The organism is Flavobacterium sp. GNP010 (genome assembly GCF_056428945.1).
Genome location: NZ_JBWJVK010000047.1, coordinates 1 through 14,602 on the forward strand (window position 1 = coordinate 1; position 14,602 = coordinate 14,602).

A 14,602-nucleotide genomic window follows, 5' to 3' on the forward strand; every position below is an offset into this window, starting at 1 on the left:
AAATAATGGATATTTTCTCCAAAAGGATTTTCAATTCTGATAGCTTCAAATTTATATGACTTTTCAAGATGTTGAATTTGAAAAAAAAATATGTTTCTACCTTTCAACCTGTCAAACATTTCTAACTTATGTTCTTCAGACATTCTTAAACCGAAATATATTGATTTTAAAGCTAGATGATTATATGATTGTTTTCCTGAATAATCTGTAATTATTCTATGCTCTTCTTCATATTCCCATCGTTTAGATTTAAAACCAGATAATTTGTGAATAAGTCCACCATTTTTGGTGTTGATATCTGCAAGAGTTATGTCTGGCGGAACTTTATTATATTTTACAGGAAAAGAAAATACTTTTTCTGTCTTAAAAGTATCGAGTAAAACTTCTAAATTATATTCTATACAAAATCCTTTGTGCGAATTTGCATAATGCGCCCAAAGCAATTCATCCAAAAAGGTTTTTGATAAAGAATAAATTCCAATTCTTTTATTCAATGAAAGAAAACTTTCTAGTGCTTCATTAAGATTATATAATTTTTCATTTGTATGTTTTCCAAACAACCAGCTAATTGTTTTAGATTGTGTTATAAATTTTTCTGACTGTATTATTGTTTCCCATGGATCATTCAGTTCATCAATACTAGAACTCCAAAAGTAATTTTTTTCAATCGAGCTTAAATCTCTTTGAAAAACTTCTTCATTTCCTCCTCTATACTTGTATACTAACATCCTTTTTAAATGTAACGTTTGGGTAATTACCTACAACTCCAGTTCGTCTAAAAATGTCCAAACAAACTTTATTTAGTTAATTAGAAAGTAAATATCTATGATTCAAATTACAATTATTTTTATTTTGACAGCATTCCTTTTATCATTTTTGGAACTTCCTTTTCGGGTGTTGGAAAATTATGCATTTCCTTGTTTTTATAAATATTATACGTTGATTTCGCAATGACTTTATCGCCTTTAGATGTGATAAAAACAATTTCAAGTTTATCGAGTATTTTTTTGAAATCCCATCTCCATGTATCATAATATTGAACTATAAAATCAAAACCAACAGTAGTATCTTCTTTTTTTCCAATTACAGCTATAATACCATTCTTTTCAAGCTCGTTTTTTATTACATCAGCTGTGGTGCCAATTATATCATGCTGTACTGCTGGATCATCTGATGGTATTATGTATGCGAAAGGAGTAATAATACCAAATTTAAATTAAATGTACTGAGAATTATCTGTAGAAATTATATATGCTATTTTATAATTTTTAGTGTTATACTCTGGCGATTTTACTGTGTTTATTGTTCCTGCACAACCATAAAACATAAAAGATGTAATTAACATAAAAGATATTCTTTGCATTGTATATGTCATTTTATAAAATTTTCAATTTAGATTCTAGTTTCAGTTATAATTATGCACAACTCCAGTTCTGCCGGAGCTTCGGAAGAAAAACCTCCAAACGAACTTTATTTTGTTATTGAGAAGTAAATATATGATTTAAACTACAATTATCTTTCTTATTAAAACTACCTCCGCTTCCTTTCAATACGAGTTCCATTATTATTACTACTCACACAACGAAAACTTAGCTGTTGTGTTGGTTTTATTTGTACTTAAAATACTCAATTATTTTTTTGCTTTTGTACAAATCTTTGTTTCTGCTCTCTATTGGCAGGATTTAACTCATTGGAAACTTCAAAAAGTTCCGATAAATCGTTCTCTTTGAGTTCAAGGAGTTCCTTTAAGCAAATCCCAGAAGTTTCAATCACACCAAGATATTTGACGATGGTTGTTCTTGATTTGTAATTCTTTTATAATGTTCGTAAATATAATCTATTCGCTCTTTTGCTTTTGGATGTAAGTCTTGTAATCTTAAGAATTCTATCACATAATTAAATTTCGAATAATATGTAAAACTTAACAATTCTATCAATTCATTTTTATGATCAATTTCTAATTCACATTGTTCTACTGCAAGATGTACATTGTAATAAGCGACAATTAAATTATTTATATGAAGGTGGATTGAATGATAGGAATCCTGAATATCAATTTTATTTTTTCCTTGACTTAATTTATTTTCTCTTATTTTAAAATATTCGACTAAAAAAAGATTTATTGCCTGAATACCGACAAAGTTATATTTTTTTGCATTTTTATCATTTAGCGAATTTGTATCAGAAATTAATGTTCCACCGTGAAAAGAAATTTTAAAGTTATTGATTTCGTTTGCAATTAGTAAAATTCTATCTCTATAATTTTTAAAAAGTAAATCTTGATGTTCGTTTTTTTGTGTATGTAGAAATTGTCTTTTTAATTCATCATTTGCTAATTTCTGTATGTAAAAGGCAATAAAGGTTAATAGCGCACTTGCTATAGCAATTATTGGATTTAATATTCCGCCCAATGGATCACCTAATACACCAAAATTTTCAGGCTTTTCAGCATTCCATAAAAATTGAAAAAAAATTATAACAAATCCAAATATTGCTAATCCAATAAGTATAAAACTAACTATTTGAGTTTCATTAATTAATTTATTTTGTTTCATTTGTTTCTTGAATTCTCTAGTTTTTTTTTAAAATTTCTGCCAACGTCAGTTTGTCTAAAAACCTTTAAACGACCTTTATTTTATTAATTAGGAAGTAAATATACAGGATTTAAACTACCTCCAATTCCGTTCAACAAGGGTTTCATTGTTCGTGATGCGCAAGCAACGAAACCTTTAGATGTGATAGGTAGTTTTTAATTTGTATCCCAATATAATTCCGCTTACTAGAGTTGGAACAAATCCAAACATAAAAATCCAAAAAAATGGTTTAAAATAATAATCGTATAATTCTTCTTTAAAGTTATATTCGTAACCATCAGGAAGTCCTTCTTGCAAAAAACCTATTGTAGATCCAATTAATGTTCCGAAAAATAAAACTCCAAAAATTGCTAGAACACCATGCAAGACATTATATTTATTATTTTTATTCTTTAGCTTATTTAGGTTTTGCCCGATTAAATATCCTATAAAATACAGACCAAGTATTCCTATGAAAAAATTTAAAAATAAGATTGAAATAAATTTTATGAATTCAGTTAAATCGAAATTTATCAAAAACAAAAATATTAAAGCCGCCACAACTAAATTTATTGTTATTGTTATGAAAATATTTTTGGTTTCTTTTTTCACGATAATATTATTTAAATTGCCTGTAAATCAGTTCATCTAAAAACCTCCAAACGAACTTTATTTTATTAATTAGAAAGTATATATATGCGATTTAAACCGTAATTATTTTTCTTTTCAAACTACCCCGGTTCCGTTCAACGCAGGCTTCATTGTTGACTTTTCAAGCCCAACAAAGCTCTAGCTGTTTACTACAGGTTCTATTTTCAATGTATTAAATATTCATAAAACTGTTTAGTAATTATTTTAAACTTCAATAATTGTTTTTCTAACTTCATCATATCTAAAAGTAATATGATTTTGTTTGACATTCATAATGGTATCATTATTCTCGTCAATCGTCCCATAAACGAAAACATACAGACCGAAATTAAGTTCGTTTGTTCCTTCTTCTAATTCCGTAAATGCTTTGTCAAATAACTTGTCATACTTATTTTTTAACCTAGATAAACTATGTTTTGACATTCCCTTTTTATCAATTTTAACAGAATAATTAGATTTTTTTTTGGACTCATCTTTATAAGCCAATAAGTTAAAATAAACGCAATCAGTATATTTATCAAACACATTTTTGTTTGTTTTTGATAATATAAGCTTACCATAAAATATTCTCTCATTTTGCAATTTTGTAGGATCTGTGAAATATTTTATTTGTTTGAAAAAATATCTATATTCGATTTTTATAGAATTTATTTCTATCTCAACATCTCTATTATGTGGAAAACCTAAATACCAATTTACAATTCTATCAATACTTTGTACTCTATTTTTTCTATCAAACTTTACATTTTCATCATCAAATTCATAAACTTTTGAAATTGCATTACCACGGCCAGAAACTCCTTCGTCTTTACAATCAAGTCTGGCTTTAGTGATTTTTTTAAAATCTTCTTCATCATCATTTAAAATAAAAACAGATGGGTAACCAATTTTACTAATTTCTATTTTATTTAATTTTTGATCTCCTCCTTTTTGGTATAATTTACTTAAAGTGGCGTATTCACAGGTTTCTATATGTTCTCTATTTCTGTATTTTTTAAAATGTGGTTTTTTACGTTCTGTCTTTTTAATACAAGTTGGAGACATACGAACAGAACATATTTCATCAATACATACAAATTCTAGCTCACTATAATTTGGATAAAGATCAAGTATAGTGTCTGCCATAACAATTTCATCAGTATCCTTAATTCTTGCTTTATCCATTAATTATAAATTTAAAAGTATTTATGTTAAGTTGTTTAATTTTAGTTATCTACGGTAAACTTGTAGTTAACGTTTTGCCACTTTAAGTTGACTGGAAATTCGTAACCGCTCAATTTCCTACTTAACGAAAACTTGATGCGAAACGATAATTCAACTAAAATCCAGCTAGCTCAAAGCTGTTAGTAGCCGTTTTTACTTATCTTCCCAAATTGGTACTGTTGCAGCGTTGTAAATGTTTACTTTACATCTAAATTTGTGTTCAATTTCTTTTATATAGTTAAGATTCTCTTCTGAATAAACACCAATATAAACGCTGTGTAATTTGTTTCCTGCTCTTTGTCCTTGTTTTGCAGCCTTGTTAATGGCATCAATAATATGAGTGTCATATTCTCCAAAATTAAAGCCAAAAGTGACAAGAGAACCTTCTATTTCAGTTAATTCATCGTAACAGTATGATAAATATTTATTGTGAGAAATGTGATTAAGTTTTTCTTGAGCACTTCCGGCTGTGACAAAAATTGGGTAAGATTTATCAGCCATTCTTTCATTTATCTTTTGTAATAGATAATGTTCGATATCGTAAGTTTCTTTTTCAATTTCAATGCCTGTGTCAAATATTAATAATGCACCGTGAAGGTAAAAAATAGTTTGCTCTTTTTTATGTTTACCCCATTGAAGTTCGGAAAAAATAGGGTCTTGTTTTCTCAATACTTCATCAGGGTTTTCAACTTCTCTACCAAATCCATCTATTGCAAATTTCGATTCATTACGCATTAAAATCCAATAAGGTAGTAAGTCATAATTTGTAGAAAAAACTTTACCCTCTTTGGAAAGGTATTCGTTAAGGAACAAATGACAACATTTGCTTTTTTCTTCGGGAACTTTAAAAACGTGTTCTGGATGAAGTTTTTGAACTGCTTCAATTAAGCTTGTCTTTAAAATTTCATTAGCTTCAATTATTTTTTTAATTAAGTTTTGGTCTGTACTAAACGTTTTTGCAATTTCAATGAAATTATCTAATTGCTGCATTACTAATTCAAAGTTCTTTGTATTTATTACTTCAAAAAGTTTTTTCAAAAGATCGTTATCAATATCATCAATAAACTTACTTAAAGCATTATATGAAAATATAGTTGGGTCATAAGCAATACTAAATCCATTACCAAATAATAAATGTTTTTGTCGTTTCTTTGCATTTAGCGAATCGATAACTTCTTTATAGGTCATTAAATCTTTTACTTCCATAAATTTTCTCTGTTTTTCTGTCGTTTTCGCAAAATGGCTACTAACTTTTATATAACATCAACAGGTAACGCTTTTTTTTTTAAAGTTTTACCGTATTTCACGCTACATATTCTAGTTCGTAAATAAAATCATTTTTAACTATTGTTACAATACCCACATTTAGTGATATTTTGACTTAAATGGAATATCCAATGGAAAGCTAATTCTATAACGGCATCTTTTCATTTCTTTCGTCTATCCTTCCAACTATCATTATAATGCCTATTCCTCAAACGCTCATAAAACTTCCCTCTTAACCATATTCTAGCAACCCAAATCACAACAACTCCTATTATCTCATACAGGTTCTCTTTTAGTATGAAATCAAAAAGCCCTTTTTACAGGAGCTCTTTGAATGGTTGAGTTTAACATCTTAAAAAACACTTCTAAACCAACTTAGAATTCCAATTTTTAGCTACAAAATCAATAAGTTCTTTACGCATTACAACGCTGCTTATTTGTGGAAGCCTCAATAGTTTTTCAACCTTTTGAAAGCTTTCTTTGGTTTTAGGCACTTTATAACCCTTTACGAAAGCATCACAGAACCACACGACTTCGTAAAGTTCTTTTTTACTTACCCTTTCTCGATCACGAATAGCGGTATAATTGGGGTTATCTCCTTTTATAGTTGTGTTGACATAATCATTATTAATCAAGTCATTTTCGTCATAGCTTACCATAATTTATATTTTTAAAATTCATCAAATGTATCTTTTCTAAAACACCAAACTTTACGGTTTTCCTCATTATCAAAAAATAAATGTCAAGAAAAAGACACCTCTCAGCATCTTTCTACCTCTTCCCCTTACTCTTCCAACTACCGTTTTTATCATAATTCCTCCTAAACTCAAAAACATTCCCTCTCAGCTAAATACCTAAAAACCAAACTACAATATATCCTATTACTCCACACCTCAACTATAGATCGTCTCAAGAATTACACATTGATTATGAAATTAAAAAACGATTTATCACTCACTTTTTTCTAAAAAACACCTATTCAATTCCCGAATTGAACACTATACTTTTAGCAAATAAAAATTACATTATATAGTTTTGTCTGTCTTTTCAAGCACTTGTCTTGATATTCCACATTCAATTCCTCATTATATAATCTAATGGAAAATCAAAAAATACAACAACGCATAAAGGCGATTTACCAAATGCTTTTTGAAATGGCAACTGGTAATCTCGCTTTTAGAATTATCAAAACAGATCAAGACGACGAAGTCGGCAAGATGTCTGAAATGCTTAATAAACTCGCTGGAGAAATGCATAATATACTACTCCAATCAGGTTACGTTAACCCTCATTACAGTTATCAAAACTTAGTACAAACAACATTTATCTTAGACGATAACTTTCTTATCAGCAATTTTAATGCACACTTTCTGCAAGCACTATACTATGAATCTGAAGAATTATTTCAGGTAGACTTTGGAAAATTTATCGCGCCACAGTCCTCCAGTATTTGGAATCAAAAAAAGATAGAAGCTTCACTAGATGACAATTACCATAGCACCGTTCATCTTATTTTTGTTACGGGTAATAATAAATTACTTCCAACTTTTTGCACCATTTCACGGCTGCGCTACAGTGACAAAATAATAGTAAACTCAATTACTACGATATTGCAAGAATTGCTGTCAGACCCGAAGTATGTAATAAAAATAAATCCGGAAAAACAATCCGAAGCTATCGTCATGCAAAATCTTTATGATTACATATTAAATCACTTGGAGCAACCACTGCCAACCCTTAAAGAATTAGCTGTGCTTTTTGATTGTAATGAATACAAATTGAAACTTGGATTTCGTGAATTTTTCAAAACAAGTATTTATAATTTTTACCACGATGAAAGATTAAAAAGAGCACATTTGATGATCCTGCAAACAAAGATTCCACTCAAAGAAATTGCAATAATGAATGGCTTTAATACCTACCTCAACTTTTATAAAGCATTTAAAAAAAGATTTAAGTATGCACCGAGTGAAGTGGATCGTAGCCCGAATGAAGCTAATTAAATACTGAACAGCTTCAACTCTATTTTGGATAACGAAAGTTCTGATTTGCATAACATTATACTTTTATATTGTAGAATTTTACAAGACTAAAAAAGCAAATTATGAAAACTTCTGAAAAAATTAAAAGTGTTATAGTGAATTTCATAAGTTGGCTCTTTATTTTGCTATTTACTTATTCAGCAACCAACAAAATACTTGATTTCCAGAATTTCAAACAGCAACTAGGGCAGTCACCGCTGTTGAGTTCTTTTGCCGAACAAGTAGTATGGGCGGTTCCGTCAGCTGAATTTTTAATTGTTATCTTATTGTTTTTACCAAAGTTTAGGTATCCAGCCTTGGTGTCATCTTTCGTGTTAATGCTAATGTTTACAGCTTACATCTATATTATTTTAAATCATAGCGTATTTGTTCCTTGTTCTTGTGGAGGTATTTTAGAAAAAATGAATTGGCACGAGCATTTGATTTTTAACATAGGATTTGTTTTCTTGGCACTGATTGGATTGTGGTTGCAACCAACACCATCTATCACTATAAAAAGGAAATTAATTGTGGTGTCCAGTTCTGCATTGACAGGTATTATTATAGTAATTGCTTTATTTTTAATCTCGGAAAATATCCATAGCTATCACAATAAATTTGTGCGGCGTTTATCAAGTGCCCCTGCAACCAAAATCAAGGACTATAACCTCAAATTAAGGTCGTACTATTTTGCTGGTGCAGATGATGATCATGTTTACTTGGGAAATACAACCTCGCAGTTATTAATGACCGTTGTAGATACAGCGTTAAATAAAACAACGATACACAATATTACTCTTGACAAAATCGACTTGCCATTTCGTTCACTGACAATTAGAGTAAACGGTCCCTATTTTTATATTTATGACGGAACGGTTCCTTGCATATTTAGGGGTAAAATTTCGGACTGGAAGGCTAAGTTATACAAAATTGGCTCTGAGTACTTTACCTATGCAGAAGCTATTGACTCAACCTCTTTGGCAGTTCGAGTACAAAAACGGGGTAGTGGAGAAAGTATATTAGGGAAAGTTGATCTACTCTCCAATGAAAAGACAGTATTAAATCATAATTTATTGCAAAAACAGATTGATGGCCTATTCGATACTGATGGCTCATTAATGTATAGTAATGAAATTAACAGAATAATTTACTTGTATGCATATCGCAATCAATTTATCGTCGTCGATCCTAAACTAAATTTAGATTATAGAGGTAATACAATAGACACGATCGCACATTCAAATATTGAATTGGTAGATTTAGAAAAACGTGGGGAGCGAAAATTTGCAAAAAAGCCGTTGCTAGTAAATAAAGATGCAGCTGTTTATGGTAATGTACTCTTTGTAAACAGTAATATCCCCGGTCGATATGAAAGCTTAGAAATGTGGAAACTAGCCAGTATTGTAGATAGCTATGATATCTCTTCAAATAGCTATCTCGAAAGCTTCTATATTTACGATGTCGACAAACAAAAGTTACGTGATATAATAGTACATGGTGATAAGCTTTACACCCTAGTGGGAAATCACCTTATAAGCTACAAACTACAGCCCATAATTACAGCTAATTATAAAAAACAGAGTCGGTCGTAAACCCGACTAAGCAATCTATTGGCCAAATAGCAGGACAAGATCGAAAACCTGTAAAAAAGAGTAGATCAAAACTTTTAATTTTTACGATTATGAAAACTAAAATTTTAAAATTCGGTATGCCGGTAGCATTTGTTGCTCTCGGATTAGTTGGTGCTTTATCCTCAAATGCGATGGAAAAAAAGGCAACCGTACTAGCTAGTGAAACGGGTTATAAAAAGGTAATTGGTGCAGCCCAACCTTGTCAACCTGTAGAATCGTGTGATAACGTTCAAGGTCAGCTTTGTAAGTCAAGCATTGATAACTCGCAGTTGTATCGTCGCATAAGCGACAACCAATGTCCGACCATGTTGTTTAGAAGTAATCCTTAATTATTAAAGAAAAGCCGTCACAAAAAAATGTGACGGCTTTTCAATTTAAGATTTTAAATATTTCGCAAACCAAGCCTCAATTCGTTTTGTGAGATCAGCCTGTTTCTCCCTATCAGATATCGTATGAGATTCCTCTGGGTAAATAAGTAGAGTATGTTCTTTCTTCAACCTTCTCAAAGCAAGATAATACTCGATGCTTTGAAAATAATATACTTGTTTATCTTCCTCACCTGTCCATGACAATAAAGGTGTGTTTACACCTTCAGCTTGCAATATAGGTGAATTTATGAGATAACTTGATAAATCTTCAAATAGCGACTTCCTCATTCGTTGCTGCTGGCTTTCAAATCGCCAAAAATTTGTAGTGGCAGAATCAGTGTTATAATAAAGATAACTTGATACCAAATCTGTAATAGCCGCACCGGATACAGCGGTCGCAAATCGGTCCGTTTTTGCGATAATGTAGTCTGTTTCAAATCCGCCAAAGGAGTGCCCTGTTAATCCAATTCTATTGGGGTCAACATTATATTTTAAAAGAACCGCATCAACTGCAGCCAATACACATTTTTTTGCTGATTCACCTGTTTGCCGCATTTCATAGACAATATCAGGCAACAGGATAAAATAACCTTTTGACGACAATACCGTAAAGTTAATCCCATTCTCGTTCAATAGCGTCGGCTTAACATACCGATGTAAACTACCTCCTTGTCTTTCATAAATGCTAACAATCATAGGGTACTTGACCGTAGGATCAAAATCCGCAGGATAAATTAAAACACCCGATAAGGGTTTTCCATCTACAACATACGAAACCTTCTCAACCTTAGCCCACAAATAATTGTGGTGCTGCAAATTGCTGCGATACAATTCATTTGGTTTCCCAAGAGCATCGACGAACAACAACTCAGGGGGCGCATCAAAATGCTGCGAGATAAAAGTAAAAGCGTTACTATTTTTCGCCTTTACCACACGGTCAGTTCTTTTGTATTCCCAAAAAATTGGACGCGCACCAGTTGTCCCATCGTATCTATAAAATCCATTATAACCTGTCGCAGCATTTTGGGCAAATAAAATCCACTGCGTTGAATTACTGATGATAGCATTGGTCCGATCCATGTAATCGAACTTAGAGGAGAGCATGCGTTGGGAAGTTGCAAAACGAAAAGTAGTTTTATTTTCACGTCCCTTGGTCAACCGTTTCTTTGTCTTTCCGTCAGCGCTAATCATCCAAATATCAAACGGGTCATAAATGAAAAGAGAGTTATCGTCTATGCTCCACCCTGCAATACCATATAAAGGAACTTGCCCCGCACGATCATAATCGATATCACGAACTGGAACGCCCAAATCTTGAGTAATATTTCGGTGTTCGTCCTTCTTGAAATCATACACCCACCAGTCACCATTTACTGAATAAGTTAAGTAATTGCCCTTGGGAGAAAATGCCGGCTCCATCCCCGTCCCAGGATATCCTTTGAGCAATAATCGCTTTGTACCCGTTTGAACTGCAGTTACATAAATATCTCTCGATCCTATACCATCAAAATGTGGCTCAGATTCGAATTCATTCCAAGTCAACGCATATTCTTCGGTACGCCCAATTAGTACAGAGGGCTCTTCCCTGTTGCTAATCTGCAAAAACCGACCCGATTCTACGAACCATACTGCGACTTTATCCTGTAATGTAAAGTCTCCATACATTTTTAAATTGGGATAGATTTGCTTATCATTTCCATTCCATACTTGAACAACTTCGGCTGTATCTTCATTCGGCACATTTTCTTTCAACTTGAAAAAGATCCGATTTCCATCATTTGAAATAGTAATCGAACTAAAACCAGCGCCTATGCTCATATCATTAGGAAAATTGGAACAGCTTTCCGGATCAAATGATAAAAGCTTCCCAGTATCTAACCGATAGGCATACAGCTTGCCTCTCAAGCCATTATTTTGAATAAAGGCAATAGTTTGGTTAAGCCAGCTCAGGTTTTTAATCGCGCCATCTGTTAAAACCGGTATCTCTTTTTTTATAAAATTGTCAAAGATTTCAAGTATTTCCACTTTCTCTTTTCCAGTAACGTAGGCAATCGCATCCTTGCGTATATTCCATATCCATTCGTTGATATTATCAGCATTAGCCACGGTTTGACCAAGCATGTTTTTTACAGTTAAGCGTTGGTTACCACTTTGATCATCACTAATCAGTATTAAGTATTTACCATTGCCCGAAAATGAATAGCTGCTAATTTTCGGGAAGTAATTCACTTTTCCTGATGTCAAGTCTTGCAAAACCAACGTATCATTCTGCTTACACGCAAACCAATTTTCACCATTAAACTCCCCATTTGTACCATGAGGAAATGCGTATTTTTTTCTATTTTTCGTTGATATCGCAAATAATGTATCAGCTATATCGTATTGCAGGCTGTAACTTGCCCAACCTCCCTTGTCAGAAATACTGTGCGATAGCATATCACTCCATAAATGATAATCTTCTTCCGGTACCGTTTTCTTTTGTAAAACCTGCCCTATTGAAGGGAAGCTCACTAGCAAAAAACAAGAAGCAACTAAGCGAAAGAAAAAAGAATGACGAAGTTTTTTCTTTCTCTGAACTATTCTAGTAACCATCATTTTGTGGGGCCAGATTTGGGTTTAACAACAATTCTTTTTGAGGTAGCGGAAGTAATCTATCTGTAGTATTCCAACCCAATTTCACAGGAGACAATGCAGTATCCAATAAGCCATTTCTTTTTAGGTCAAAGAAGCGGTGTCCAAATTCACAAAAAAGTTCCGTTTGACGTTCCTTTAGCACGGCAGTGATAATTTCTGCACTAGTTGATGCTGGTGTATCCCCTAAACCTGCTGTATTCCTTATCTTATTCAAATCTTCTTTAGCGCCAATCAAATCACCTTGCTGCGCTCTGGCTTCAGCACGAATCAGATACTGCTCAGCAAGTCGGAGCACAATCGAGTATTCTACAGAACTCCCCGTGTTGGAAAACTCTTTATATTTATAAGCGTGAGACCAACTATTAACACCCGTTGTAATCATTTTTGTCCAGTGCACTTTTCTTTGATCATTAGACTCAAACGCATTAAGAATGGTCGGTGAAAGTGATGATGAAGGTGGCGGTCCGTTAAAAAACACAAATGTTTTAGCTTCCTTTGTATTGTCTCCCATCATAGCAGGCATCAATTGCCAAATCGTAGTTGTACTTTCTTTAAGGAAAATTTTATCAAGATCATTCTCCCATACATAAACATCTGTTTGGTTCAGAACAGCAGAAGCAGCATTGGAAGCCTGATCCCATAAATGGAGATAAAGGTTAACTCTCGCCAGCATGGCATAAGCCGCATAGCGGTTTGGCCTTACACGTTCTGAACTAATATAGGAGTCGGGCAAAAGTGCAATAGCCTGTTCAAGATCAGATTTAACTAAGAGTAGTGCATCATTTTCAGCAGTACGATGCGCAATGCGATTGGCTGCATAATTGGTAGTGCTAATATACGGCACACCACCAAAGGAATTTACCAAATAGAAATGAATCAACGCTCGTACAAAAAGAGCTTCACCTTTCAATTGGTTACGGTCAGGTTCTGGCAGAGAAACAGAATGATCCACACCCTCAATCACGGCATTGGAAGCATAAATTTGGCTATAGCTACTGTTCCATAATTGTGCTATTTCTGTTCCCGATGCTTGCAAAGCATTAGTACCGTAATTAAATGATAAACTACCTGGATTATAATAGGAGGTAAGTTCATCACTGTAGAGCCCCAACTGGTTCGAAAACCCTGTAAATAGGCCTGTAAATAGTCCATTATCGCGCATTTTTGTGTAAATATCAGTCATCGCGGCATTAGCGGTAAGACGGTCTTCAAAAACAGCATCAGCAGTAAGCTGTGAATCTGGAAGGTCAACTTCTGTGAAGCTATCACAGCTTGTAACCAGTATAGCAATACTTAGAATCAAAATAGGTAACATTGCTTTCTTTGATAGTATATTTTTCATGGCTTCAGTTAAAAAGTGATTTGTAATGTAGAAGTATAAACGCGTAAAGGAGGCATGAAACCTGCGGTCTTAAATTCAGGATCCCCTCCCTTATAAGAAGTGAGGACAAGTACATTTTGCCCCTGCACGCTCAGCTTGCAACTAAAGGATTTTGTCCATTGTTTCGGCAAATCATAGGTCAGTGAAATATTCTTCAGCCTGATGTAAGAAGCATCCGTTATAACCGCATCACTTTGGGAGTAAAGGGTGTTTGCACGCTGAGCAGTAGGATTGATTCCTGTACTATAAAGCTGATTAGGACCACTATCTCCCCGATTTTGCCAGTGTGACACAAATGATGCTGGCTGGTTCGACATGGTTCCCGGCAAAAGGGTTCCAAATGCTTCAGTATAGTTTTCCTGCTTAACAAACTGAAACAAAAAGTCCAGTTGCACCGCTCCGTACTTCAACTGGTTTTGCAACCCGCCATAAAACTTCGTTAAAACAAGCAGTCAAAAAGGGTAAATACTTGGCATCCGAATATGATAATATGTTTTACAACACAGCCAAAGTCAATAGAATTGATAAAGGAATCATTTCTTTTTACAAAACTTTCGGTTCCTTAAAAGAGGCGAGAATGATTTCAGACCATGTCCCTATCTGGTTTGAGTTTTCTTTAAACTAAGATTCGCACTGATATAATTTAAAACAGGGTTTAAAAAGAGAAAAAAGTAATTTTCATTTAAATCATTATGGGAAATTATTAAAAATAATACTGGCAATACTAGCAATGTAAAATGAAATTAGAGTTTCCTGTAATTGCATCAATCGATGCTACAAACGGTACTTCTTTATACTCCATATTCTTTTTTTTAATAATTTATCACAGCTATCCGAAAGTTTTACTAAATAATAGAAAAACTGCCTCGACCCT

At 32.9% G+C, this 14,602-nt stretch carries 13 protein-coding genes; 4 read left to right on the top strand and 9 right to left on the bottom strand.

Annotated features, from left to right (window positions below; all coding sequences use genetic code 11):
- From AC061C_RS14020 to AC061C_RS14045, 6 genes are all read right to left on the bottom strand, one after another.
- Positions 1-728 (bottom strand): DUF2971 domain-containing protein (locus AC061C_RS14020; protein WP_478291685.1); only part of this gene is annotated, 728 nt, incomplete at its 3' end.
- Positions 729-1,769: 1,041 nt separating this feature from the next.
- Positions 1,770-2,555: a hypothetical protein gene (locus AC061C_RS14025; protein ID WP_478291686.1), complete on the bottom strand. Its 786-nt coding sequence runs from the start codon at positions 2,553-2,555 to the stop codon at positions 1,770-1,772.
- 174 nt (positions 2,556-2,729) lie between these two features.
- Positions 2,730-3,185 carry a hypothetical protein gene (locus AC061C_RS14030; protein ID WP_478291687.1) on the bottom strand — a complete coding sequence of 152 codons (456 nt, stop codon included), beginning with the start codon at positions 3,183-3,185 and terminating at the stop codon, positions 2,730-2,732.
- Between the two features lie 243 nt (positions 3,186-3,428).
- Positions 3,429-4,388, bottom strand: a complete 960-nt coding sequence (locus AC061C_RS14035; RefSeq protein ID WP_478291688.1) for a hypothetical protein — start codon at positions 4,386-4,388, stop codon at positions 3,429-3,431.
- 192 nt (positions 4,389-4,580) lie between these two features.
- The gene (locus AC061C_RS14040; RefSeq protein WP_126564142.1) at positions 4,581-5,633 is read right to left on the bottom strand and encodes a DUF4917 family protein; all 1,053 of its coding nucleotides are present in this window, start codon (positions 5,631-5,633) and stop codon (positions 4,581-4,583) included.
- Positions 5,634-6,058: 425 nt separating this feature from the next.
- A complete protein-coding gene (locus AC061C_RS14045) occupies positions 6,059-6,352 on the bottom strand; it encodes a hypothetical protein (protein ID WP_478291689.1) in 294 nt (97 codons plus the stop codon).
- Positions 6,353-6,790: 438 nt separating this feature from the next.
- On the opposite strand from AC061C_RS14045, the gene AC061C_RS14050 reads away from it, so the two are divergent.
- The 3 genes from AC061C_RS14050 to AC061C_RS14060 all read left to right on the top strand — a co-directional run bounded on the left by AC061C_RS14050 (position 6,791) and on the right by AC061C_RS14060 (position 9,674).
- The gene (locus tag AC061C_RS14050; protein ID WP_478291690.1) at positions 6,791-7,696 is read left to right on the top strand and encodes a helix-turn-helix domain-containing protein; all 906 of its coding nucleotides are present in this window, start codon (positions 6,791-6,793) and stop codon (positions 7,694-7,696) included.
- 101 nt (positions 7,697-7,797) lie between these two features.
- Positions 7,798-9,306, top strand: coding sequence for a MauE/DoxX family redox-associated membrane protein (locus AC061C_RS14055; RefSeq protein WP_478291691.1), 1,509 nt, complete (start codon positions 7,798-7,800; stop codon positions 9,304-9,306).
- A 116-nt stretch (positions 9,307-9,422) separates the two neighbouring features.
- Entirely contained in the window at positions 9,423-9,674 is a 252-nt protein-coding gene (locus tag AC061C_RS14060) for a hypothetical protein (protein WP_126564146.1), read from the top strand.
- A 45-nt stretch (positions 9,675-9,719) separates the two neighbouring features.
- Here AC061C_RS14060 and AC061C_RS14065 read toward each other — a convergent pair whose 3' ends face one another.
- The 3 genes from AC061C_RS14065 to AC061C_RS14075 form a co-directional block, all read right to left on the bottom strand.
- On the bottom strand, positions 9,720-12,308 hold the full coding sequence (locus AC061C_RS14065; protein ID WP_478291692.1) for a S9 family peptidase: 2,589 nt from the start codon (positions 12,306-12,308) through the stop codon (positions 9,720-9,722).
- On the bottom strand, positions 12,295-13,458 hold the full coding sequence (locus AC061C_RS14070; protein ID WP_478291693.1) for a RagB/SusD family nutrient uptake outer membrane protein: 1,164 nt from the start codon (positions 13,456-13,458) through the stop codon (positions 12,295-12,297). The genes AC061C_RS14065 and AC061C_RS14070 overlap by 14 nt, the downstream gene beginning before the upstream one ends.
- 239 nt (positions 13,459-13,697) lie before the next feature.
- The gene (locus AC061C_RS14075; protein ID WP_478291694.1) at positions 13,698-14,138 is read right to left on the bottom strand and encodes a hypothetical protein; all 441 of its coding nucleotides are present in this window, start codon (positions 14,136-14,138) and stop codon (positions 13,698-13,700) included.
- A 59-nt stretch (positions 14,139-14,197) separates the two neighbouring features.
- Here AC061C_RS14075 and AC061C_RS14080 point away from each other — a divergent pair, with 59 nt between their 5' ends.
- A complete protein-coding gene (locus AC061C_RS14080; protein WP_478291695.1) occupies positions 14,198-14,353 on the top strand; it encodes a hypothetical protein in 156 nt (51 codons plus the stop codon).
- Positions 14,354-14,602 lie beyond the last annotated feature (249 nt).